The 24,388-nt window shown below is 63.3% G+C and carries 21 protein-coding genes; 17 read left to right on the top strand and 4 right to left on the bottom strand.

Translation table 11 applies throughout. The features are described 5' to 3' along the window. The first annotated feature begins 200 nt into the window (after positions 1-200). The 7 genes from ACVWVY_RS03810 (at position 201) to ACVWVY_RS03780 (ending at position 10,359) form a co-directional block, all read left to right on the top strand. Positions 201-974, top strand: a complete 774-nt coding sequence (locus tag ACVWVY_RS03810; protein WP_456625123.1) for a ferredoxin--NADP reductase — start codon at positions 201-203, stop codon at positions 972-974. A 180-nt stretch (positions 975-1,154) separates the two neighbouring features. Continuing rightward, positions 1,155-2,027, top strand: a complete 873-nt coding sequence (locus ACVWVY_RS03805) for a patatin-like phospholipase family protein (RefSeq protein ID WP_456625122.1) — start codon at positions 1,155-1,157, stop codon at positions 2,025-2,027. 193 nt (positions 2,028-2,220) lie between these two features. Further along, positions 2,221-3,852 carry an FMN-binding glutamate synthase family protein gene (locus ACVWVY_RS03800; RefSeq protein ID WP_456632092.1) on the top strand — a complete coding sequence of 544 codons (1,632 nt, stop codon included), beginning with the start codon at positions 2,221-2,223 and terminating at the stop codon, positions 3,850-3,852. A 117-nt stretch (positions 3,853-3,969) separates the two neighbouring features. After that, positions 3,970-5,277 (top strand): hemolysin family protein, encoded by a 1,308-nt coding sequence (locus ACVWVY_RS03795; protein ID WP_456625121.1) that lies wholly within the window; start codon positions 3,970-3,972, stop codon positions 5,275-5,277. Beyond that, entirely contained in the window at positions 5,274-5,780 is a 507-nt protein-coding gene (locus ACVWVY_RS03790) for a hypothetical protein (RefSeq protein ID WP_456625120.1), read from the top strand. The genes ACVWVY_RS03795 and ACVWVY_RS03790 overlap by 4 nt, the downstream gene beginning before the upstream one ends. A gap of 119 nt (positions 5,781-5,899) precedes the next feature. Then, positions 5,900-7,057: an efflux RND transporter periplasmic adaptor subunit gene (locus tag ACVWVY_RS03785; protein WP_456625119.1), complete on the top strand. Its 1,158-nt coding sequence runs from the start codon at positions 5,900-5,902 to the stop codon at positions 7,055-7,057. After that, positions 7,057-10,359, top strand: a complete 3,303-nt coding sequence (locus ACVWVY_RS03780) for an efflux RND transporter permease subunit (RefSeq protein WP_456625118.1) — start codon at positions 7,057-7,059, stop codon at positions 10,357-10,359. Before ACVWVY_RS03785 ends, ACVWVY_RS03780 begins: the two co-directional genes overlap by 1 nt. 2 nt (positions 10,360-10,361) lie before the next feature. Here ACVWVY_RS03780 and ACVWVY_RS03775 read toward each other — a convergent pair whose 3' ends face one another. The 3 genes from ACVWVY_RS03775 to ACVWVY_RS03765 form a co-directional block, all read right to left on the bottom strand. Beyond that, positions 10,362-12,275: a carbohydrate porin gene (locus ACVWVY_RS03775; protein ID WP_456632091.1), complete on the bottom strand. Its 1,914-nt coding sequence runs from the start codon at positions 12,273-12,275 to the stop codon at positions 10,362-10,364. Positions 12,276-12,937: 662 nt separating this feature from the next. Then, positions 12,938-13,201, bottom strand: a complete 264-nt coding sequence (locus ACVWVY_RS03770) for a hypothetical protein (RefSeq protein ID WP_456625117.1) — start codon at positions 13,199-13,201, stop codon at positions 12,938-12,940. 125 nt (positions 13,202-13,326) lie between these two features. After that, on the bottom strand, positions 13,327-14,154 hold the full coding sequence (locus ACVWVY_RS03765; RefSeq protein ID WP_456625116.1) for a creatininase family protein: 828 nt from the start codon (positions 14,152-14,154) through the stop codon (positions 13,327-13,329). A gap of 114 nt (positions 14,155-14,268) precedes the next feature. Between ACVWVY_RS03765 and ACVWVY_RS03760 the strand changes: the two genes are divergently transcribed. Genes ACVWVY_RS03760 through ACVWVY_RS03740 form a run of 5 tightly spaced genes read left to right on the top strand, consistent with a single transcriptional unit; the run spans position 14,269 to position 18,582 of the window. Continuing rightward, the gene (locus ACVWVY_RS03760) at positions 14,269-15,288 is read left to right on the top strand and encodes an ABC transporter substrate-binding protein (RefSeq protein ID WP_456625115.1); all 1,020 of its coding nucleotides are present in this window, start codon (positions 14,269-14,271) and stop codon (positions 15,286-15,288) included. A 6-nt stretch (positions 15,289-15,294) separates the two neighbouring features. Further along, positions 15,295-16,107, top strand: a complete 813-nt coding sequence (locus tag ACVWVY_RS03755) for an ABC transporter ATP-binding protein (RefSeq protein WP_456625114.1) — start codon at positions 15,295-15,297, stop codon at positions 16,105-16,107. 23 nt (positions 16,108-16,130) lie between these two features. Then, positions 16,131-16,892, top strand: coding sequence for an ABC transporter permease (locus tag ACVWVY_RS03750; RefSeq protein WP_456632090.1), 762 nt, complete (start codon positions 16,131-16,133; stop codon positions 16,890-16,892). Further along, the gene (locus tag ACVWVY_RS03745) at positions 16,892-17,881 is read left to right on the top strand and encodes a 2-hydroxyacid dehydrogenase (protein WP_456625113.1); all 990 of its coding nucleotides are present in this window, start codon (positions 16,892-16,894) and stop codon (positions 17,879-17,881) included. Before ACVWVY_RS03750 ends, ACVWVY_RS03745 begins: the two co-directional genes overlap by 1 nt. Continuing rightward, positions 17,881-18,582: an AprI/Inh family metalloprotease inhibitor gene (locus ACVWVY_RS03740; protein ID WP_456625112.1), complete on the top strand. Its 702-nt coding sequence runs from the start codon at positions 17,881-17,883 to the stop codon at positions 18,580-18,582. The genes ACVWVY_RS03745 and ACVWVY_RS03740 overlap by 1 nt, the downstream gene beginning before the upstream one ends. 9 nt (positions 18,583-18,591) lie before the next feature. Here the strand turns inward: ACVWVY_RS03740 and ACVWVY_RS03735 are convergent, their stop codons facing one another. Beyond that, complete coding sequence (locus ACVWVY_RS03735; protein WP_456625111.1) at positions 18,592-19,104, bottom strand: GDSL-type esterase/lipase family protein; 513 nt, start codon at positions 19,102-19,104, stop codon at positions 18,592-18,594. Positions 19,105-19,311: 207 nt separating this feature from the next. Here ACVWVY_RS03735 and ACVWVY_RS03730 point away from each other — a divergent pair, with 207 nt between their 5' ends. From ACVWVY_RS03730 to ACVWVY_RS03710, 5 genes are all read left to right on the top strand, one after another. Then, a complete protein-coding gene (locus tag ACVWVY_RS03730; protein WP_456625110.1) occupies positions 19,312-19,710 on the top strand; it encodes a YciI family protein in 399 nt (132 codons plus the stop codon). A gap of 31 nt (positions 19,711-19,741) precedes the next feature. After that, positions 19,742-21,019: an RNA polymerase sigma factor gene (locus ACVWVY_RS03725; RefSeq protein ID WP_456632089.1), complete on the top strand. Its 1,278-nt coding sequence runs from the start codon at positions 19,742-19,744 to the stop codon at positions 21,017-21,019. Between the two features lie 221 nt (positions 21,020-21,240). Further along, a complete protein-coding gene (locus ACVWVY_RS03720; RefSeq protein ID WP_456625109.1) occupies positions 21,241-22,326 on the top strand; it encodes a cytochrome-c peroxidase in 1,086 nt (361 codons plus the stop codon). Between the two features lie 29 nt (positions 22,327-22,355). Next, positions 22,356-22,676, top strand: coding sequence for a cupredoxin domain-containing protein (locus tag ACVWVY_RS03715; protein WP_456625108.1), 321 nt, complete (start codon positions 22,356-22,358; stop codon positions 22,674-22,676). Between the two features lie 31 nt (positions 22,677-22,707). Next, a complete protein-coding gene (locus ACVWVY_RS03710) occupies positions 22,708-24,366 on the top strand; it encodes a methyl-accepting chemotaxis protein (RefSeq protein WP_456625107.1) in 1,659 nt (552 codons plus the stop codon). Positions 24,367-24,388 lie beyond the last annotated feature (22 nt).

The following is a 24,388-nucleotide window of genomic DNA, read 5'->3' as shown; positions in this document are numbered from 1 at the left end:
TTAACGAAGCGAATCGAACCTTTTTGCAAATTAGACCGACAGCCATTCCGAGTTATCGATTGTGCTGTAGGTCATATTGACTATGTCTGTGCCGTGCGCAAATGAAGCGACAAATCGCGGGTAATTTCGCTGATTTTTGGCGCTTCGAGGCCCGAAAACCGAAACGTTCTACATCGAGACGTCAGGGAAAACGAAAACACATGAGCGCGTTCTATAGAGAGAAAGTCCTTTCCGTCCGCCACTGGACCGATACGCTTTTCAGCTTCCGGGCGACCCGCGATTCCGGTTTCCGTTTCGAGAATGGCCAGTTTGCGATGATCGGCCTCGAGGTCGAGGGCCGGCCGCTGCTGCGGGCCTACAGCATGGCGAGCGCCAATCACGAGGAAGAGCTCGAGTTCTTCTCCATCAAGGTTGCGGACGGACCGCTGACCTCGAAGCTGCAGAAGATCCGCGAGGGCGACGAGATCCTGGTCGGCCGCAAGGCGACCGGCACGCTGATCACCGACAATCTGATTCCGGGCAAGCGCCTGCTGCTGCTGTCGACCGGCACCGGTCTCGCGCCGTTTGCGAGCCTGATCAAGGACCCCGACGTCTATGAGCGGTTCGAGACCATCGTGCTCGTTCACGGCTGCCGTCAGGTTTCCGAACTGGCCTATGGCGAAGAGCTGGTCGCCAAGCTGCGCGACGACGAACTGTTCGGGCCGTTGCTGTCGGAGAAACTGCTGTATTATCCGACCGTGACCCGCGAGCCGTTCCGTAACCGCGGCCGCATCACCGACCTGATCTCTTCCGAGCAGTTGTTCAACGACATTCACCAGGCGCCGCTCAATATCGAGACCGACCGCGTCATGATGTGCGGCAGCCCGGGGATGCTGGAAGAGCTGAAGGTGATGTTCGAATCCGGCGGCTTCCTCGAAGGCAGCGGCAACAAGCCCGGCCATTTCGTGATCGAGAAGGCATTCGTCGAGCGTTGAGACGATCGAACCTTCATCCTTTGTCGTCCCTGCGCCCCGTGCGCAATTGCGCACCAGGCAGGGACGACGTGGCCCGAGATCCTCGCTCGCGTCCAGTAGCCCACCCCACGCCCCCGCTGCTATAATGACCCCCGCACGTCGCGCGGCCCGTTGCCGACGCGGCGATGAGGGAGTGTGCGGGTGTCGGTACGCGACGAGATTGGTCCGTCGAAAACTGCCTTGGTGTTTGCGGGCGGCGGCAGCTTCGGCGCCATCCAGGTGGGCATGCTGCATTCGCTCGCCGCCCACGGCGTCGCCGCGGATATGGTGGTCGGCTCCAGCGTTGGCGCCCTGAACGGCGCGTTCTATGCCGGCGATCCCACGCTCGGCGGCGTGCAGCGGCTCGCCGAAATCTGGCGCGGCTTGACGCGACACGACGTCTTTCCGATGAGCTGGCGGACGGTGCTGGGCTTCCTGTGGCACCGCGATTTCCTGATCTCCCATGACGGCATCCGCAAGCTGATCGAGGATCACATCCCCTATCGCAATCTGGAGGAGGCGAAGCTGCCGGTGCACATCGTCACCACCGACATCGTCTCCGGCGACAGCGTGGTGTTGTCGGAAGGCTCCACCGCGGAGGCGATCGTTGCGTCCACCGCGATCCCCGGCGCGTTCTCGCCGATCCGCTACAAGGATCGATATCTTGCCGACGGCGCGATCTCCAGCAACACGCCGATACGGGTCGCCGTGAAGAAGGGCGCCAGGCGCCTGATCATTCTGCCGACCGGGCACGCCTGCGCGAACCAGGCGCCGCCGGTCGGGGCGGTCGCCAACGCGCTGCATGCGCTGACGCTCCTGATCGCGCGGCAACTGGTCAACGAACTCGAAGCGCTGGCGCCCGATATCGAGTATTTCGTGGTGCCGCCGCTGTGCCCGCTGGTGGGCTCACCCTACGATTTCTCGCGAACCGCCGATCATATCGACCGCGCCATTCTCTCCACCGACGCCTGGCTGGCCCAGCACGGCCTGCAGCAGGGCAAGATTCCACACGAGATGCGGCTGCACGGCCACTGAGCAGCCGATACGCTATTACGCTGCACTGCAAAAGGCGGTCGTGATCGGTTGATGACAGGGACGGGCGGACAGGCAAATAATTTTTCTGTCCGTGGTCACATCCGCGATTGTGCGCCCGTATATCGTATGGCGCTTGCTCCATTGGTTGGACTAAGCTGCGGGCTGGCAAGAATAATAATTGGCTGAGGATCCCATGGACACGCTGCTGCTTCCGTTCTCGCCGCGCTACATCGTTCTCACGATTTGCGCTGTCGTCACAGCCTTGCTGACCGGCATCGGGATTTTCGACCATAACCCTAAGGCGTGGGAAATCCTGCTGATTCCGATCGTGATCTTCGGCGCCCTCACATTTCTCGGCCTTCGCGATCTCACCCAGAAGAACCACGCCGTTTTACGTAACTATCCGATCTCGGCGCATATTCGTTTCCTGCTCGAGGAAATTCGCCCGGAGATGCGGCAATACTTCTTCGAGAGCGAGAAGGACGGCATGCCGTTTTCCCGCGACACCCGCGCCTTGGTCTATCAGCGCGCCAAGATGGTGCTCGACAAGCGGCCGTTTGGCACCCAGGAGGACGTCTATCGCGACGGTTATGAATGGATGCACCATTCGATGCTGCCGAAGCCCCCTCGTGCCGTCGATCAATTTCGCGTCACCATCGGTGGTCCTGACTGCACCAAGCCGTACTCGGCCTCGGTCTTCAACATCTCCGCGATGAGTTTTGGGGCGCTCAGCCCCAACGCGGTGCGGGCGCTTAACACCGGTGCCAAGAAGGGCGGCTTCGCGCATGACACCGGCGAGGGGGGTGTCAGTCCGTATCATCGCGAAAACGGCGGCGACATCATCTGGGAGATCGGCTCGGGCTATTTCGGCTGCCGCAACCGCGATGGCTCGTTCAACCCGGAGGAATTTGCCCGCGTCGCCAGCGACGATCAGATCAAGATGGTCGAACTCAAGATCAGCCAGGGCGCCAAGCCCGGACATGGCGGCGTGCTGCCGGCGGCCAAGGTGTCGGAAGAGATCTCCAAAATCCGGGGCGTCGCCATGGGCGAGGATTGCATTTCGCCGGCCACCCACCGCGCGTTTTCGACGCCGCTGGAAATGATGGCCTTCATCGGCGAGATGCGGCGGCTGTCCGGCGGCAAGCCCGCCGGGTTCAAGCTGTGCGTCGGTCATCCCTGGGAATTCCTGGCGATCTGCAAGGCGATGCTGCAGACCGGGATATATCCTGATTTCATCGTGGTCGACGGCAACGAAGGTGGCACCGGTGCTGCGCCGCTGGAATTCATGGATCATCTGGGCATGCCGATGCGGGAGGGCGTCAATTTCGTCCATAACGCACTGATCGGCATCAATGCGCGCGACCGCATCAAGATCGGCGCCGCCGGCAAGATTGCGACCGCGTTCGACATGGCACGCGCCATGTCAATCGGCGCCGACTGGTGCAATTCGGCGCGCGGCTTCATGTTCGCGCTCGGTTGCATCCAGTCGCTGAGCTGCCATACCGATCGATGCCCGACCGGCGTGACCACCCAGGACCCGCTCCGCGCCCGCGCGCTGGTGGTGCCGCTCAAGGCCGAGCGGGTCTATTGCTACCATCACGCCACCCTGCACGCCCTGTCCGAACTTCTCGCTGCAGCCGGGCTCGAACATCCGCAGCAATTACGGCCGATCCACTTCTCGCAGCGATCCTCCACGAACGACACATTGACGTTCGCGAAACTCTATCCGTCGCTGCGTCCGGGCGAGTTGATCGACGGCACCCAGGATCCGCGCTTCCGCGACGATTGGGCGATGGCGCGCGCGGATTCGTTCCAGCCGGCGTGATGAAAATGTTCGCCGTTTTCCCACGCTCTCTTGCATCTGGCCGGGAGGGCTTTCTGGTAGGGTTGTTCTGGCGCAGTCTCTCCGTCGCGCCGGTATGGAACCCGCAAGAAAGCGACAATGCTGTACTTCGAACTCGGGATCGTGACGATCCTGATTGTCACCAACGGCCTGCTTTCGATGTCGGAGCTGGCGATCGTGTCGTCGCGGCCGGCACGGCTGGCGGCACTGGCTGAAAAAAACGTCAAGGGTTCCCGCCGCGCGCTGGCGCTGGCATCCGATCCTGGAAAATTTCTTTCGACGGTGCAGATCGGCATTACGCTGATCGGCGTGCTGTCGGGCGCGTTTTCCGGCGCCACGCTCGGCCTGCGGCTGACCAGCCTGCTGACCGCGGCCGGATGGTCGCAGGGCCTGGCCGACGCCATCGGCGTCAGTGCTGTCGTGACCGTGATCACCTACGCGTCGCTCGTCATCGGCGAACTTGTCCCCAAGCAGATTGCCTTGCGCGATCCTGAATCGGTGGCGGTGCGCGTCGCGCCCTACATGATGATGCTTGCGAAGATTTCGTCACCTGTCGTCTGGCTTCTCGATCGATCGGGCAAGGCGTTGTTGTGGCTGCTCGGTCACCGCGGCTCGGCCGGGGAGAAAGTCAGCGAGGATGAAATCCGCACCCTGGTAGTCGAAGCCGAGAATGCCGGCGTGCTCGAACCCGGGGAAAAGGAAATGATTGCGGGCGTCATGCGCCTCGGTGATCTTCCCGTCGGTGCCGTCATGACACCGCGTCGCGAGGTAAGCATGATCAATCTGGCCGACAGCCCGCAAGCCATCCGATCCGCGCTGGCTGCCAGTAACCATTCCCAATTTGTGGTTTTCGATCCCGCCGCCGATGCCGCGGTCGGGATCGTCAAGGCCAAGGACATGCTGGACTGCTATCTCTCGGAGCAGACGCCTGACATCGCCAAGCTGGTCCGGCCGGCGCCGGTCATTCCGGAATTTCTCGATGCGCGGGATGTCGTCGCCATCCTGCGCGATTCCACCGTCCATATCGGGCTGGTCCACGATGAATATGGCGCGTTCCAGGGCGTGGTGACCAGTGCGGATATCCTGGAATCGATCGTCGGCGGTTTCCACACGGAGGAGGGGCCGCCGGAAGCGGCGGCCGTCCGGCGCGACGACGGGTCGTATTTGATCTCGGGGTGGATGTCCGCCGTCGAGTTTGCTTCGCTGCTCCGGTTCGAGCTGCCGGTGTCCCGTCACTACCAGACGGTGGCAGGTTTTCTGCTCAGCCAGTTCGGCCGGATACCTGACGTCGGCGATCGCATCGAGGTAGAGGGTTGGCGCTTCGAGATCGTCGATCTCGATGGCCGGCGCATCGACAAGCTGCTGGCCATGAAAATCAGTGACGCTTCGGCACAGGCAGGCACGTGACGCCGGTGCAGATTGCGGCAATTGTGGGGGCATCAGTTCCGGTTCACGCATCCGCGATGGTTCGGCGGTTGTGCGATTTCGCTCAATTATCTATACATGCGCCCATGAACGCCCTTCGCAGGAAGCCGGGGCTGGCCGGGTTCCGGTCGCGCTGGTTGGCTCTATTCTGTATCGCGCTGACGCTGTCGTTTGGCGCGAGCGCGGCCGCGTCCGCCAGCGAGAGCGCGCATCATGAGGTCGAAGTCGCGCAAGCCGCATCGCCTGCTACGACGATTATCTGCCTCGGTAACGACCGTTCCTGCGGACTGCCCGATCACGACGAGAATAATGTCGTGCCGCATCTTCACACGGCCGATATCGGATCGGTTGGATTGCCCGCAGTCCAGGCGCAGGCCACGATCCAGCAATTGAAGGCGGAAAGCGTCCCACTGCCGGCAAGCCTTTCTGTCGAGGGGTTGAAGCAGCCCACCCCTGAACGTCCCCCAAGAACCACCTGCATTTAAAGCCGCAGGCGCTTTTCGCGCCCTGCGAATGGATACGAAACGGCGTCCATGCGCCGCGTCGGTCGTCGGCATATCCGCCGCCGCCCGCGCCGCGCGAGCTTTCCGCAGGAATGATCTAAATGTCTATATCAACGAAGTTATCAGCCCTTGGCTTGGGGCTGGGCCTGGCGTTTGCGCAGCCAGTCTGGGCAGCGCCTGAAAGCCCGCCCGCCGGCAGCCGCGAAGGCCTCATCAAACTGTCACCAGCGCAAATCGCTGCCTTGCGCATCGAGGTGGCCCCGGTCGGACCGGGCAATCTCCTGCGCACTGTGCGCGTCCCGGGCAACGTGATGATGGACCCCGACCGGATCGGTCATGTGCCGGCCAAGGTGATCGGCACCGTGGTCGAGTTGCGCAAACGCCTCGGCGATGTCGTTCAGAAGGGCGAGGTCGTCGCCTACCTGGAAAGCCGTGAGGTCGCCGACGCCAAGAGCGAATTCCTGACGGCGGGCGCCAATCTCGAACTGCAAACCACCCTGTTCGAGCGCGAGCGGTCGCTGTTCGAGAAGAAGATATCCGCCGAGCAGCAATTCCTCCGTGCCGAGAACGCATTTTCCCTGTCGAAGTTGCGGCACGATCTGGCGCGCCAGAAACTCTCGGCGCTGGATGTCGACGAGGCGGAGATCGCCGAGCTTCCGAAACAGCCGGTCGCGAACCTGCGGCGCTATGCGCTGCGCTCGCCGATATCAGGCCGGGTGATCGAACGGCGGGTCGATCTCGGCGCGCCGGTCGGCGGCGATCAGCAGGAGAAGGAGATTTATGTCGTCGCCGACCTGTCGTCGGTCTGGGTCGAACTCGTCGCGTCGGCGCCGGACCTTGTGCTTCTGAAGGAGGGCGATGGCATCACGATCGAGGACTCCGCGCGCGCCAAGGCCACCGGCAAGACCATCTTCATCAGTCCGATGGTGAGCAAAGAGACAAGGACGACGCGGGTTATCGTCTCGCTCGACAATGCGGACGGCCGATGGCGTCCGGGGTCTTTTGTCGGTGCAAGCATTCCCGTCGACCGGCGCGCTGTCTCGTTGCTGCTGCCGAGAAGTTCGGTTCAGACCGTCGAAGGAAAGCTGACGGCATTCGTGCAGGTGCCGGAGGGGTTTGAGGCGCGTGCGGTGCAGGCGGGAGCCATGACCGAGGATGCGGTCGAGGTGCTCGGCGGCCTCAAGCCGGGCGAGATTGTCGCCGTCCTCAACACGTTTGTCCTTAAGTCCGATCTCGGAAAAGCAAAGGCGGACGAGTGATGATCGAGAAAATCCTCGACCTTTCGGTCCGTCACCGCTGGTTCATCGTGCTGTTGACCGCGGTCGCCTGCGCGCTTGGCGTCTGGTCACTCAACAAGCTGCCGATCGATGCGGTGCCTGACGTGACAAACAACCAGGTGCAGATCAATGCCATCGCACCGGCGCTGACGCCGGTCGAGATGGAAAAGCAGATCACGTTCCAGATCGAAAACATCCTGGCCGGCACCCCGACCCTCGAATACACGCGCTCGTTCTCCCGCAACGGCTTTGCCCAGGTGACGGCGGTGTTCCGCGACAAGACCAGCATTTACTTCGCGCGGCAGCAGGTGAATGAGCGTCTGCAGGAGATCCGGCAATCGCTTCCGCCCGAGGCCGAGGTCAAGCTCGGTCCGATCTCGACGGGGCTGGGCGAAGTGTATTGGTGGGCGGTCGAATACCAGAAGCCGCCAAAGGATACGCCGGTCGCCGATGGCAAGCCGGGTTGGCAGAGCGACGGCAGCTATCTCACGCCGGAAGGCCGGCATCTGCGCAACGATTTCGAGCGCGCGGTCTACCTGCGCACGGTGCAGGACTGGATTATCCGCCCGCAGATGCGCAGCGTGCCGGGTGTCGCTGGCGCCGATGCGATCGGCGGCTATGTCAAGCAGTATCAGATCGCGCCGGATCCGGCCAAGTCGATCGCCTATGGCATCTCGTTCGCCGACATCGTCAAGGCGGTGGAGGCCAACAATGTCAGCCGGGGCGCGAATTATGTCGAGCGCAACGGCGAGAATTATGTCGTGCGCGCCGCCGGGCGGATCGAGGATATCTCCGAGATCGGCGAGATCGTCGTCGCCACCCGCGGCGACACGCCGTTGCGGGTGAAGGACCTGGCCGAGGTTTCGATCGGGCGTGAACTGCGGACCGGCAGCGCCAGCCTCGACGGGCACGAGGCCGTGCTCGGTACCGCGCTGATGCTGGTCGGCGGCAACAGCCGGACGGTGTCCGCCGCCGCCGCTGCAAAGATCGAAGCGATCAACAAGGCGCTGCCGCCCGGGATCGTCGCAAAGACCCTGCTCAACCGGACGCAACTGGTCGACGCCACCATCACCACGGTGGCCAAGAACCTGTCGGAGGGCGCGCTTCTCGTCGTCGTCATCCTGTTCGCCCTGCTCGGCAACTTTCGCGCGGCTCTGATCACCGCACTGGTGATACCAGCCGCGATGCTGTTGACGGTCACCGGCATGCTGCAGGCCAAAGTCAGCGCCAACCTGATGAGTCTCGGCGCGATCGACTTCGGCCTGATCGTCGACGGCGCGGTGATCATCACCGAGAACTGCCTCCGGCACCTGGCCAACCGGCAGCATCAGCTCGGACGCCAGCTCGATCTTCCGGAGCGGCTGGAGACGGTGCGGCTCGCGGCAAAGGAGATGGTTGCGCCGTCCGTCTACGGGCAGGCGGTGATCATGCTGGTCTACATCCCGCTGCTGACGTTTTCCGGCGTCGAAGGCAAGATGTTCGAGCCGATGGCGCTGACCGTCATCATCGCCTTGCTGTCGGCGTTCGTGCTGTCGCTGACATTCGTTCCGGCAATGATTGCGATCGCCGTCACCGGGCGCGTGCAGGAGAAGCCGAACCGGCTGGTTCGCGGGCTTGCCGATCTTTACCGGTCGGCGCTGACGCGGTCGTTGAAGGTGCCGGGCCTCGTGCTGGGTGTCGGCGCTGCGGCCTTTGCGCTGAGCGTCTTGGTATTCCTGTCGCTTGGACAGGAGTTCAACCCGACGCTCGACGAAAAAAACCTCGTGATCGAGGCGCGGCGGATTCCCAGCACGTCGCTGGCGCAATCGCAGGCCATGCAGCTCGATCTCGAACAGGCAGTCTCGAAATTTCGTGAAGTGGCATTCGTGTTTTCTCGCGTCGGGACGCCCGACATCGCCGCCGATCCGATGCCGCCGAACGCTGCCGATACCTACGTCATCCTGAAGCCGCAGGAGGAATGGCCCGATCCGTCGCTGACAAAGGCCGAATTGATCGAACGCATGGAGCCTGAATTGCAAAAACTGGTGGGCACCAGTTTCAGCTTCTCCCAGCCGATCCAGATGCGCTTCAACGAGCTGATCGCCGGTGTTCGCGAGGATATCGCGGTCAAGATATTCGGCGACGAGTTCGAGCCGATGCTGAAATCCGCCAACGAAGTAGCTGGCGTGTTGCGGGGCATTCATGGCGCCCAGGACGTCAGGGTCGAGCAGGTGACGGGACTGCCGTTCGTCGAAATCGGCATCGACAAGAAGGAGATATCGCGGCGGGGTTTGAGCATTGCCGCCGTTCAGGACGTGATCGGTACCGCGATCGGCGGGCGGGAGGCCGGGCTGGTGTTCGAGGGCGACCGCCGCTTCCAGATCGTGGTCCGGCTTCCGGATGCGCTTCGCGCCAATGCCGACGTGATATCAGGGCTTCCGGTGCCGCTTCCAGGCGAGGGCGGCGCACCGCCGCGCATGACGATTCCGTTGCGCGACGTGGCGTCGCTGGCATTCACGGAGGGGCCCAACCAGGTCAGCCGCGAAAACGGAAAGCGCCGCGTCGTGGTGACGGCGAATGTGCGCGGCCGGGACATCGGCTCGGTGGTGCGCGAAGCTCAGGAGAAGATTTCGCAAGGCGTGAAGCTTCCGTCCGGATACTGGATCACCTGGGGAGGGCAGTTCGAGAACCTCACCTCGGCGCGAGAGCGCCTGACCATCGTGGTGCCGGCCTGCTTTGTGATGATCTTTCTGATTCTGTTTGCGGCGCTGGGCTCCGCGCGCGACGCGCTGCTGGTTTTCAGCGCGGTGCCGCTCGCGCTGTCGGGAGGCGTCGTGGCGCTCTGGCTGCGCGGCATGCCGTTCTCGGTCTCGGCCGCGGTGGGCTTCATCGCGCTGTCCGGCGTCGCCGTGCTCAACGGGCTGGTGATGCTGACCTTCATCAAGCAGCTCATCGAGCGCGGCCAGCCTCCGCGGGAGGCGATCATCGAGGGCGCGGTCACCAGGCTGAGACCGGTTGTCATGACGGCGCTGGTGGCATCCGTGGGCTTCATCCCGATGGCGCTCGCCACCGGTACCGGAGCGGAGGTTCAGAAGCCGCTGGCGACGGTTGTGATCGGCGGGTTGATCACCGCGACGTTCCTGACCCTGTTCGTGCTGCCGGCGCTCTATCGTCTGGTCGGCGCGAAAGCGAAAGGCGCGGGGCCGGGAACATCAGCCGTGTCAGAGATTGATGCCGAACCTGGCGAGCACCCAGGCGATCAAGAACTAAGGAATCGCCGTCACCGCGCGGCTGCCGGATCGTGAGACTAGAACTCTCCGTGCAGCCTCCCGGAGAACACATGGACCGGGCCGCGGTCGGCATTGTAAGCGGGATTGGTGACGAACTGGTAGTCCGCCGTCACTGTGATCGCCTTGGTCACCGAATAGGCGTAGTAGGTCTCGAGGATGCGCTCCTTGCGGTAATTGAGTTGCCCGTCGCCGATCAGGGGGCCAAGGCCGCCGGCGGCGATGAAGTCGCGGTGGTCGCGCGACAGTGCGTTGATGGCGCCGCCGATGCCGATCACGTCGTCGGGCCTGCCCCATTTGGTGCCCTTGATCGACACGCCCCCTGACAGGGAAGCGTCGATATCGGTGAACGACATGATCTCGGTCTTGCCGTTGTTCCAGCTCCAGCGGCCGAACAGGCCAATGTCATCCGTGACCGACTGTTCGACGTTGAAGACGTAACCGTATTTGGGGCGGCCCGTGCGCGTCAGCGCAATGTCGAGATTGAGCGCCGGATCGTTCAGCGTGTCGCGATAGCTGCCGGAATTGGCGCTGCTCACCCAGCCGATGGTGCGCAGCTTGCCCGGCCGTGAGAACAGCGAATAGCGCGTCTCCAGTTCTGCCACATACTGGCCGCGGCGGAAGACCTGCGTGTCGAAATTGTTGGAGTTGGATACCGCGCCGATCAGGAAATAGCCGCCGCGCAGTGCCCAGTTCTTCTGGTTGAGTTCAGCGGTCATGCCGTAGGTGAGCCCGAGCTTGTCGGCGGCATAGTCGAAGGCGCCGGGCGCCCAGATCGACCAGTTGATGAAATCCTTGCGGGTGTCCTTGGCGTAGGCGTTGCCGTCAAAGATATCGCCGACCGAGAACTTGCCGGCCTGCAGCGTCAGCCTGTTGACGTCGACCTTGCCTGGAAGCTGTAGCTGCCCGCTGGCAAGCTCCTCCTGCTCGCCGCCGAACCCGAAGGTCTGGCGCACATACAGCCGCGAGGTGTTGTAGTGCGGGTAGGGGAAGTTAGACTTCTGCGCCTCGCCACTGGAAAATCCGGCGAGGCCGACGGTGTCGCTCAGGCCAAAGCCCTGCAGCAGTTCGGGGTTGTAGTAAACCTCGCCGCCTTCCCAGAGCCTTGCGTTCAGATAAAGGCTGTTGCTCCAGGTGGCCTGATACTGCCGCGCCGGGGTCAGGCTGTTGGTGCCGGTATAGGGCGCGCGGAATGCCGGATAGCCCTGTCCCAGATAGGTGCTCTGGCCGTGGATTTCCCAGCGGTCGGATTCGGGATCGGTCAGGTCCGTCTTCGGTGACCAGCTTTTCGATCCGGGCCAATCGACCTTGCGGTTGAGGCCGATGCGGATCTGCTGGAAGTCGAACGTTGAATTGTACTGCGCTCCCGACGGGAAGCGGACATCTGCTTTGCCGAACTGGGCATAGAGATATTCAAGCTTCGCGCTCCAGTGCGGCGCGAAAGCGTATTCCAGTCCAGCGCCCGCTGCCCAACCGGGGCGGACATTGATATGCTTCTCTTCGACGTCGACGCCGGTGGGCGTATTGAGAAACCGTTCGCCGGTCCATGCGAAGCCACCGGTGGCGTAGGCCAGCCAAGGCCCGCTGGTATAGCCAACGCGGCCGCGCACGGTGCCAAAATAGTCCCAGCGCTCTTCGAGGTCAGAGCGCGCCGTCGCGAACTTGGCGACAACGTGGTTGGACGGCATATAGTTCGGAAAGGTCAGATCGGCTTCGACGCCGAGCAACAGGCCTGAGGAGAGGCGATAATTATATCCGGCCTGCACGCCGCCGATCAGGCCGCTGACTACGCTGTTGGTCGTGGCGAAGGCAGGGTCGGTCAGCGTCGCGAACGACGAGCCGCGGTGATAGCCGGTATGCCCGCCGATGTAGAAGCCGCTCCAGTCGAACGCCGGGCGAAGATGGGGTGCCTTGAGCGGCATGTCGGCCGCCATGGCCGGGCTGCCGAGCGTCAGCGCGCCGAACGCGGCGCCGGCCAACGCATGTTCGAGGGATCGGCGCTTGCGGTTCACAGTGCGGACATTCCCGATGCGACCCATGTTGTCGCTGCCCGCCATCACGGCAGATTCGAATGCCCGCCGCCACCCAACAAATGAAGTCATCAACCCCGTCGCCCCCGATCGGATTCCATGCGGCTTCCCCGGTCAGCGCCAGACCGGGATCATTCCGCCATTTACGCCTCGATCCTTATTGCAAGTAATTCGCAATAGCAAGAAGGGCGCCGACGATAGCGGTTGGATGGCACCGTTGCGTGACGTGGCTGCAACACGTCATCGCTGCCGCGGCTACCGTTCGGACAGATCGCTGACGGGCGTTCGGGGACATCGCGGACACCTCGCGACGGGCCGGCCCTGGCGGCCGGGCCTGCACCCTTCAAAAAGGTGACCCGCCCGGCGGGACAACCGGGCGGGTCGGGTTCAGCACGGAGGTGGATGAGGCGTCCGTGCTGGACGCAAATCCACGAGAAGCGTTTTCGAGCGAAGTGGTCTTCCGGATCGTGAAGAAAACGCGTCAAACAAGACGAAGCGTTTTCAAGTCTGAAGTGGCTTGCTTGAAGAGAACGCTTCTCAAACAGAAACCAAGTCAGCCGCAGAAATCAGTAACCGCAGGTACGGACGCGGCCGACGTAATTGCCGAAAGCGTCGAACTGGCGGACCCAGCCGCAGCGGCGATAGCCGTCGTAGTAGTAACCGTCGTTGCTGGCGGCGATGGCGGTGCCGACAATCGCGGCGCCGACGAGGCCGGCTCCGATGCCCCAGCCGAGCGGCTTGGCCTGCGCCTGGGTGGTGGTGGATGCGATCGTGCCGGTTACGGCAAGGGTGGCGAGAGCGAGAGCGGCGAACTTGGTCTTGATCGACATGGAAGTCTCCATCCTGCGTTAGGCGGCCATTGTGGAGTTGGACGGAGCGTGCTAGAAAGCGGTTCGAAAACGCGCCTGGAAATATGGTTTCGTCATTTATTTCTTATATATTACAAGTAGTTAGCTCAATTCTTCGGCCGGCGACGAAACAATTCCGGATCGAATTTGTCGACGTCATCGAGCAATTCGCAGAACGCGCGCGCGCCGTGATCGAGAAGTTGTTCGCCTTTCTCCGCGGAGGCGTTGGTGGCGTCGCCGACCGCGCCGCTTTCATGCAGGTCCTGCGCCTGCCACGCGAAGGGGACCGGCCGATGCGCCGAGAGCCAACGAAATTTCTGCTCCATCGCGATGCTGGAGGACTGAAAATCGGCGATCGCCTCTCGCCGCACTGTGTGGGGATAGCGCGCCAGCATGATCGACGTCTCGACAGCGCCGCCATGAATGCCGTGACGGATTTCTTCCGCGGAAAACAGTCCATCCGGCGCACCGAAGCGCGACCAGCTCGTGGTGACCACGAGAAGCCCGTGATGCGCGCGCAGATCCTGCGCCACCAGCGACATCGCCGCGCTGTTGCCGCCATGGCTGGTCACGATCACCAGCTTGCGGATGCCGGCTTGCGCGACACGCTCGCCGATCGCCATCCACTCCTTCAGCGCAACATCGGTCGGCAGCGTCAGCGTTCCCGGATAGTCGATATGTTCGGTGGAAATGCCGACCGGCTGCAACGGCAGAAAGGTGACGGGAAGTGCTGCAGGCAACAGTTCGCGCACCCGCGCCAGATAGGCCTCGCCGATCAGGACGTCGGTTTCCAGCGGCAGATGCGGCCCGTGCTGTTCGGTCGCCGCCAGCGGCAGCACCGCGATCCAGCGCGCAGCGTCGGCCTTGGCATCGGCGTTGGCGATATCCGGCCAGTGGATCTCGGTCCAGTCGCGGGGCGGAACGGTTGCAGCCATCGAGCGAAGCGTTTCTTTGGATGAATTTGCAGGGTAGTTTGCTAGATATTCCGGGGACGTGATCCACGTCCGCCGCCTCCCATCATGGGCCAGAACGATCGACGGAGTCCAACCATGAACCCGGCCTTTTTGACGCGAGCGTTAACCGCAGGTCTTTTGACGCTGGTGACGGGGCTGATGCCGGCGCGCGCGGAAACCCTCGACAAGGTGTCGTTCGGAACCAACTGGGTCGCGGAGGCCGAACATGGCGGCTTCTTCCAGGCGGTTGCCGACGGCACCTACAACAAATACGGCCTCGACGTCACCATCGTGCCGGGAGGCCCCAACACCAACAACCGCATCCTCTTGACCGTCGGCAAGCTCGACTTCTTCATGAGCGCCAACACGCTGCAATCGTTCGACGCGGTCGCCAACAACGTGCCGCTGGTCGCGGTCGCCGCCATCTTCCAGAAGGATCCGCAGGTTTTCCTGACCCATCCGGAAGCCAAAATTACAAAACTCGAAGAGCTCAAGCCGCTGACGCTGCTGGTGTCCAAGGAAGGCGTTGCGAGTTACTTCCAATGGCTGAAGTCCGAATACGGGTTCAGCGAGAGCAAGGTGAAACCCTACACCTTCAATTCGCAGCCCTTCATCGTGAACAAGCAGAGCGCGATGCAGGGCTATGTCACCTCCGAACCGTACGCCGTCGAGAAGGCAGCCGGCTTCAAGCCGGGCGTGATCCTGCTCGCCGATCACGGCTTCAACGCCTATTCGACCCTGATCGAGACCCGCCGCGAGATCGTCGACAAGAAGCCCGACCTGGTGCAGCGTTTCGTCGATGCTTCCGCGATCGGCTGGTACAATTATCTCTACGGCGACAATTCGGCCGGCAACGCCATGATCAAGAAGATAAACCCGGAAATGACCGACGAACTGCTCGGCTATTCCGTCGCCAAGATGAAGGAATACGGCATCGTCGATTCCGGCGACACCTTGCGCGACGGCATCGGCGCCATGAACGACGCGCGCGTTGCGAGCTTCTTCGACAAGATGATGCGGGCCGGCGTGGTTCGCCGCGATATCGATTTCCGCCAGGCCTACACCTTGCGCTTCGTCAACAAGGGCGTCGGCCTCGATCTGCGGCCGAAGAACTGACGCGAGATGGCCGAGCCTGCGTTGTCCGAGACGGATCTCGATGTGACCGGCCTTGCGGTGCGTCTGCGCGCCGTTACCAAAGTCTATGACAACGGCGTGACCGCGCTCGGGCCGCTCGATCTCGATGTCGCCGAAGGCGAATTCGTCTCATTGCTTGGGCCTTCCGGCTGTGGAAAATCGACCGCGCTGCGGCTGATTGCGGGACTCAGCGTACCGAGTGAAGGCACGGTGATCGTTTCCCATCGCGCCAACAGGGCGAATGGGCGGCATCCCATCGGCTTTGTGTTTCAGGAGCCGACCTTGATGCCGTGGGCAAGCGTGCGCGAAAACGTTCGCCTGCCGCTGAAGCTTTCGCATGCGCCGCCGGCCGAGGCCGACAGCCGCATCGAGGAGGCACTGGCGCAGGTCGGCCTATCCGAATTTGCCGATGCCTACCCCCGCGAACTATCCGGCGGCATGAAGATGCGGGTCTCATTGGCGCGCGCGCTCGTCACCGACCCGGATATTCTGCTGCTAGACGAGCCGTTCGCGGCGCTCGACGAGATCACGCGCTTTCGGCTCAACAACGATCTGCTTGATCTGTGGCGCAAGCTGCACAAGACCGTCATCTTCGTCACCCATTCGGTATTCGAGTCGGTCTACCTGTCGCAGCGGGTGACCGTGATGACGGCGCGGCCGGGCCGCTTGGCAAGCGCGTTTCGCATCGCCACCGTGGAGCCGCGCGGGGAGGAATTTCGTACCTCGGCCGAATATGCCGCCTATTGCCGCGAGGTCTCCAGCGCGCTCGCGCCGTCCTATTCCGGGCAGCGCAGCGCGTGAGCTCCTTCCAGAATATCGGCCGGATGCTGCTGCCAGTCGTTGTGCTGGCGGCGGGCCTTGGCTTGTGGGAACTCGTGGTGCGCGTCAACGACATCCAGCCCTACGTGCTGCCGAGCCCTTATCTCGTGTTTCAGACGCTGGTCGGCGACTGGCCGGTGCTGTCGGAATCGCTCGGTGTGACCCTGCTCACCACGCTGGAAGGCTTCATCGCCGCGGCCGTCGGCGGCGTCGCGCTGGCGCTGTTGTTCAATCAGTCGAAATGGCTGGAATATTCGCTGTTTCCCTATGCGGTGATCCTGCAGGTCACGCCGGTGATCGCAATTGCGCCGTTATTGCTGATCTATCTGCCGCAGCAGACAGCAGTCATCGTCTGCGCCTGGATCGTCGGTTTCTTTCCGGTCCTGTCCAACACCACGCTCGGGCTGAATTCGGTGGACCGCAATCTGGCCGGGCTGTTTCAGCTCTACGGCGCGTCACGGCTGCAGACGCTGCGGTACCTGAAATTGCCGGCGGCGCTGCCCTATATCCTCGGCGGCCTGCGGATCGCGGGCGGCCTGTCGCTGATCGGGGCCGTGGTCGCCGAAATCGCGGCGGGCACCGCGGGCGCGGGGTCGGGGCTGGCCTTCCGGATCGCCGAGTCCGGCTATCGCCTCAACATTCCCCGAATGTTCGCGGCGTTGCTGTTGCTGTCCGTCGCCGGGATTGTCATCTATGGGCTGCTGGCGCTAGTTTCGCATCTGGTACTTCGGCGCTGGCATGAGAGCGCGCTTGGAAAGGAAAATTGATGGCTGCCGCGAATGTTTCGTCCGAAAAGATCGATCTCCTGATCTACGGGCCAGTCAGGCCTATACTGGAAAACGGCTTTTCGGACCAGTTCGTCCTGCATATGGCGGAGAGCCGCGCCGACCTCGAACGGTTGACGCCCGAGACGATAGCGAAGATCCGCGGCATGGCGGTGACCTATCACATGGTGTCGGCCGATGCGAAGGCGCTGTCGCATTTCCCCAAGCTCGAAATGATCGCGAGCTTCGGTGTCGGTTACGACCATGTCGATTGCGCCTATGCGCGTGAGCACAATATCGTCGTCACCAACACGCCCGACGTGCTGACGGAAGAAGTCGCCGACGTCGCGATGGGGCTTCTGATTTCGACCCTGCGCGAGTTCGTCAAGGCCGACCGTTATCTGCGCTCCGGCCTTTGGCAGACCCAGAACTATCCCTTGAGCGTCGGCTCGCTGCGCGACCGCAAGGTCGGGATCGTCGGCATGGGCCGCATCGGGCAGGCGATCGGACGCCGGCTCGAGGCTTCGCTGGTGCCGGTGTCCTATCACTCGCGCAATCCGTCGTCGGCCGTGTCCTACAAGCACTACCCTGATCTGATGGAAATGGCGAAGGCGGTGGACACGCTGATCGTGATCGTGCCCGGCGGCGCCTCGACCGCAAAGATGATCAATGCCGACGTGCTGAAGGCGCTCGGCCCGCGCGGCGTGCTGATCAACGTCGCGCGCGGCTCCGTCGTCGACGAACCGGCGCTGGTGGCGGCGCTGAAATCCGGCACCATTCTCGCGGCCGGGCTCGACGTGTTCGCCAACGAGCCGAACGTGCCGGACGAGTTGAAGGCCATGCAAAATGTCGTGCTGTTGCCACATATTGGCTCAGCTTCGGTGGTAACGCGCAATGCGATGGATCAGCTTGTCGTCGACAATCTGAAAGACTGGTTTGCCGGAAAGGCGCCGCTGACGCCGGTTCCGGAAACCCCGGTGAAGGGGCGCTGATGTTGTCCGGGCGCTTAGGCATCACGGTGGCAGCGCTGACGGCGCTGCTCGCGCTTGCACCGCAGGTCGCGGCGCAGGATGCCTCGACCCTGAAAAAGGACATGATCGGGCAGTGGGAGCTTGCCACTACCGAGCGCAGCAAGACCTGCGTCGTCACGCTGAAGGGCGATACGACGCCGCAGGGGCTCAAGCTCGAGCTTGAGCCCGGCTGTGCCGCGGCGCTGCCGTTCACCAAGGAAATCACGGCCTGGAATATCAAGGGGCTGGATATCGTGCGGATGCAGGACGCCGCAGGCCAACCGGTGATCGACTTCACCGAAGTCGAGAGCGGCATCTTCGAAGGCTTGCGGACCGGTGAGGGCGTCTACATCCTGCAGAACCTCGCTGCTGCCCGCTCGCTCGCCAAGTCGATGGACCAGATGATCGGTGACTGGTCGATGGTTCGCGGCAACGGCCAGACGATCTGCGGCCTGACGCTGACCAACACCGAGGCGACGGGCGACAATTTCCAGGTGTTCCTGAAGCCGAAATGCGATCCGGCGGTTGCAGCTTTCGCGCCGAACCAGTGGCGCCTCGATCACGGCCGGATGCTGCTGCTGTCGGCCAAGGGCGACACCTGGCAGTTCGAGGCCGATGACAATGCGCAGTGGCGGCGGGTGCCTGACGCGGCAGATCCCCTGATCATGATGCGCGGACAGTAGCTTCCGACTTCAGCGGCCGATTACTCCTGCGACCTGAGACGCCACATGCTCGGCGAGCATGTGGTAGCCTTCCGGCGTCAGATGCTGGCCGTCGGGCTGATGCGGCAATCCCCTGAACGTGCCGTTGGCGATCATGATCACCGGGATGCCCCGGGCCCTCAGCCGGCTCTGAATTTCCGATGTTCGGTCCGGCGAGCCCTTGCGCCGGTCGTTGCCGCCGGGCTGCAGGATGACGGCGCTGGTCCCGTTCGGCACAACGCGATCAAGGCGCTGCAACATGCCTTCCGTGGTGTCGCCGTTGATGCCGGCGTTGACGACACGGACGTTGGCTCCCTTTGTCCGCAATATCGCCTCGAGTTGTGCGGGATAGGCCTGGTTGCGCGCGACCCCCTTGCCATAGGTGTTGCTGGCGCCAAGCGCGACGATGGTGGCGGCGCCGGCGGGCGCGGATGTGAAAATGAAGATGGCAGCCAGGATCGACAGGAAACCCGGGACGCCAAATCGGCCGCTGCGCGATTTCATGCTTGCCCCCAATGAGCACTGATTCCGGGAGCCTACAGCGTCGGCAGCCCCGGTTGCAATCATCCGGCCGGCCGGTTTCCGGCAAGTGGCCCGCGGAAATATTTCCGGCGCGCCTGTCGATCCGGCGGCTTCCCGTTCGTCGTCTCCCATAGCGAGCCGGTTTTGCGGGCGATCACCGCCGCAACTCGCCTCAACGGGAGTTTTTCGATGCGCTTCATGTATATCGTTACCTCGCCTCAGTCCGACAAAGGCCCGACGCCTGCGCTGGCGGAGGCGATGGGCAAGCTCGCCGACCGCGAGATCAAGGCCGGCCGCATGCTCGATATGGGCGGCTTGATGCCGATTGCGATGGCCGGCGCGCAGGTCAGGATAACGAACAGCAAGCTCGGTGTGATCGATGGGCCATTCGTCGAGACCAAGGAGCTGATCGGCGGCTACGCGATCTTTGAACTCCGGGACATGGAAGAGGCGGTGGCCGCCGCGAGGGAGTTCATGCAGTTGCACCTCGAGCACATGCCGGGTTGGGAAGGCACCTGTGAAGTTCGCATGCTTGCGACACCGGGCGTGGACGGTGCATGCGAAGTTGACGTGCACGCCCACGCCTGATGCGAACGTCCGGCAGATGCAGTCGGCGGCGATGACGGCCGCCGACGTCCATCGTACCATTCTGGCGGTCTGGCGCATCGAGCAGCCGCGCCTGATCACGGGCCTGTCCCGGATGTTGCGCGATGTGACGCTGGCCGAAGACTTCACGCAGGAAGCCCTGGTGGCGGCGCTCGAACATTGGCCTGCCACCGGCGTGCCGGACCGGCCCGCCGCGTGGCTGATGGCCACCGCCAAGCGCCGCGCGCTCGATGACCTGCGCCGCCGCCGCATGCTCGCCCTCAAGCACGAAATGCTGATACGCGACCTCGAGCAGGAGCAGCAGGCGATGCCCGATCCGGACGCCGGGCTGGACGACGAGTTCGGCGACGAACTGCTGCGGCTGATCTTCACCGCCTGCCATCCGCGCCTGTCGCGTGAGGCACGCGCGGCTCTCGCACTCCGGATGATCTGCGGCCTGACGACGGAGGAGATCGCGCGCGCTTTCCTGCAGCCGGAGGCGACCATTGCCCAGCGCATCGTGCGCGCGAAGCGGACGCTGTCGGAATCCGGGCTCGCCTACGAAACGCCGCGCCGCGAGGAGCTCTCGGAACGGCTCGCCTCGGTACTGGAGGTCGTTTACCTCATTTTCAACGAGGGCTACACGGCCGCCCGCGGCGACGAATGGCTGCGACCGCAGCTCTGCAACGATGCGCTGCGCATGGGCCGGGTGCTGACGCGCGTCGCGCCGCAGGAAGCCGAAGCCCACGGCCTGCTCGCGCTGATGGAGCTGAACGCCTCGCGCATCGCCGCGCGCACCGACCGAGCCGGCGATCCGATTCTCCTGATGGACCAGAACCGGATGCTGTGGGACCGGCTTCAGATCCGCCGCGGGTTATCGGCGCTGGCGCGGGCGTATGAATTGGGCGGCGGGCAGGGATTTTACGGGCTGCAGGCGGCGATCGTCGCCTGTCACGCCAGAGCCGCCACGCCTGACGACACGGAGTGGCCGCGAATCGCAAAGCTCTATGCCGAACTCGCGAGGTTGGTGCGTTCGCCGATCATCGAGCTCAACCGCGCGGTGGCGATCGGTATGGCCGAGGGGCCGGCGGCGGCGCTCGCGATTGTGGACGGACTGGCAGGCGAGCCCGCGCTGAAGAACTATCATCTCCTGGAAAGCGTCCGCGGCGATCTGCTTTGCAAGCTCGGCCGCTTTGCGGAAGCGCACGCCGCATTTGAGGCCGCCGCACGATTGGCGGGCAACCGACGCGAACATGATCTGCTGCAACGGCGCGTTGTCGAAGCGGCCCGACGCAGCGAAATCGCGCGTTGATTTCTGAATGAGCGGCGCATCTTGCGCACGCCATGATTGCTGGATCCGCAGCAAGAAGCCCGTGTTTTTGCGCTTCGTAGAACTACTGAATCTCGAATGCTCATTCCGAACACAGTGATTAACCATTGGCGATTATCGTCACGCCAACATTTGCGGAATTGCCTATCGCCCTCGTGCCGTATTTTTCAAGCGGCCATCGGCACATCATTCGAGGATGCTGCATGTCGGGATTCTTCCCTCGTCGATCGACCCTGCTCGCAACGGCCGTTGCTGCGGCCGGCTTTGGCGCGATCGGCTTTGCCAGCATCGGCCTCGGCGCGGTCATCGTCGGCGAAACCCGGCGCATCGATCTCGGTGCGAAGGCTGCGCCCGGAATCGATGCGATGAAGGCGCAGTACAAGCGGCCGGCGACGATCCCGTTCCCGAAGGAAAATCCCTACACGCCGGAAAAGGCCGCACTCGGCAAGAAACTCTATTTCGATACGCGGCTGTCGGTGACGTCGGCGCAATCCTGCGCGAGCTGTCACAGCCCGGGGTTCGGTTGGGGCGACGGTCTGGCGGTCGGTGTCGGTCACGGCATGGCGAAGCTCGGCCGCCACTCGCCGACCATCGTCAACGCCGCGTGGGGCGCGATCTTCATGTGGGACGGCCGGCTGGCGACCCTCGAAGAGCAGGCGCTCGGTCCGATCCAGGCCGCCGGTGAGATGAACATGCCGCTCGAGCAATTGATGGAACGGCTCACTTCCATCGGCGAATACAAGCCGCTGTTCCTCGCGGCCTTTCCCGACGAAGGGATGAGCACCAAGACGCTCGCCAAGGCCATCGCGACCTACGAACGTACCGTGGTCTCCGAGCGTGCGCCCTTCGATTCATGGATCGAGGGAAATGAGAAGGCGATTTCCGAGGAAGCCAAGCGCGGCTTTGCGATCTTCAACGGCAAGGCGCTCTGTTCCGCCTGCCATGAGGGCTGGAACTTCACCAACGACGGCTTTCAGGACATCGGGCTGCCGAGCAAGGACGTCGGCCGCGGAGAATTCATGCCGGGCGTGGTCAAGATGCAGCACGCCTTCAAGACCCCTGGCTTGCGCGAAATCGCGCGCCGAAGTCCCTTTATGCACGATGGATCGCTCGCCACGCTGGAAGCGGTGGTTGAACATTACGATCGAGGCGGTGTCGACCGGCCGAGCCGTTCCGACCTGATGAAGCCGCTCGGCCTCACGGCCCAGGAAAAATCCGATCTGGTCACCTTCATGAAAACCCTGACCAGCAACCTCAGTCCGACCGCCGTGCCGGTTCTCCCTCGCTGATCCCAGCCCTACCGATCCAAGGATATCCCATGCACAAGACCATTCTGTTCGCTCTCGTCATTCTCTCCGGCCTGTCGGCCGGCGCGCTCGCTGCCAACCAGGTGATCCATCAGCAGGGCCGGGTGTTCTCCTCCGAGAGTGTAACCATCAAGAAGGGCGACGCGCTCACCTTCGTGAACGACGACAGCATTCCCCACAACATCATGTCGGGCACCAAGGGCAGCGAATTCAATCTCGGCTCGCAGGCGCCCGGCACGTCGACGGATGTGACCTTCAAGGAAACGGGCGACGTGCAGGTGATCTGCGCCATCCATCCGCGGATGAAAATGATGGTGAAGGTTACGGACTAGTCGCGCCAGAGAGTGTCGCCGGAGATTTGTGATGTCGATTCGCTACAAGATTTTCGGCGCCTTCAGCGTTGTCATCCTGCTCGCCTGCGGGCTCGCATACTACGGTATTCGAGGTATCTCCACCGCGGGTGATCAGGTGGTGCGTCTCTATGACGGCCCCCTGATGGGAATCAACCATGCGCGTTCGGCGCATGCCGGGTTGAACGAGGCGCGCCTCGTCATGCAGCGCAGCCTGACCGACGGGGCGACGACCGAAGCCGTTGCCCGGTTTGAAAAGCTGGTTCGCGGCATTTCCGAAGATCTCAGCGTGGTCCGGGACAGGGTGCAGAGCGCAACCGTCAAGACAGCCCGGGAGAAGGCTGAAGCCAGCCTCCGCGGCTGGTCGGGCGCCGGACTGAAGATCCTCAAGCCGATGCCGGGCGGCCTGACCGAGATCCCCACGACCTTCTCGCTGACGCAGCAGGGCGATGAGGCCGCCGCGGCGCTCGACGATCTCGTGGAACTGGTGGCGGCCTATGGCTTCGACTTCCGGACCGAGGCGGAAGCATCGGTCGCCGCAGCACGCACCGCCCTGCTCGGGATCGCGATCGGTACCGCACTCGTCGGATTCATCATCGCAATGGCCTTTTCCTATTCGCTCAGCAAGCCGATCTCGGCTGCAGTGCGCGTCGCCGAGCGCGTGGCAGCCGGCAATTTTGCGGATGACATTGCAGTCCGGCGCCGTGACGAACTCGGCCGCCTTCTGAAGTCGCTCGCCGTCATGCAAGCGAGCCTTAAGGCCCGCGCCGACCAGGAACTCGCGGTGATGTCGTCAAAGGACCAGACCCATGCGCAACAGGTCACCCGGCGGCAGCGCATCGAGGCGGAGATAGAAGCCTTCCGTTCCACTTTCACCGCCGCTCTCGCCAACACCGACCGGATGACGGGCGAATTGACGAGCACCGCGCAAACCCTTTCCTCGATCGCGCACGCCGCCGGCAAGCAATCTGTCGAAACGGCTTCCACCGCCGGCCAAACCTCGGCCAACGTTCAGACCGTGGCTACTGCTGCGAGCCAGCTCGGCGATTCCGTGCAGGCGATCAAGACGCAGGTCAATGACGCCACGACGATCGTGCAGCGCGCCTCCGGCATGGCCGGGACGGCCAACGAGACGATTCGTGCCCTCGCCAGCTCCACGCAGCACATCGATGAGGTGGTGGGCTTCATCCGCAACATCGCCGGTCAGACCAATTTGCTGGCGCTCAACGCCACGATCGAAGCCGCGCGCGCCGGTGAGGCCGGTCGCGGATTTGCCGTGGTCGCGTCGGAAGTCAAGGCGCTCGCCACTCAGACCGCCAAGGCGACCGAGGACATTTCTTCCCAGATTGCCGAGGTGCAATCGGCGACGAAGCAGGCGGTCGACAACGTCGGCGCCATTGCTTCGATCATGGATGAGATCGACCGCTTCACCGCGACGATTGCCGACGCCGTCAGCCAGCAAAATGCAGCGGCGAACGAAATATCGCGGAGTATCGGGCACGCCGCCGCCGGAACGGAAAGCGTCGCCCGGAGCATTGCGGGGACGGCCACCGCGACCGAGAACACCAATCGTTCCGCCGACCTCGTGCTGTCGACCGCGCGCGACCTGTCGGATCAGGCCGCAGATCTGCGCGCGTCCGTCGATCGTTTCCTCTCGAACGTGGCGGCGTGAGCCGGGTGCCGCCGGTCCGGCG

The sequence above is a fragment of the Bradyrhizobium sp. URHC0002 genome (genome assembly GCF_054059515.1).
This window is presented reverse-complemented; position numbering and strand designations above follow the sequence as displayed.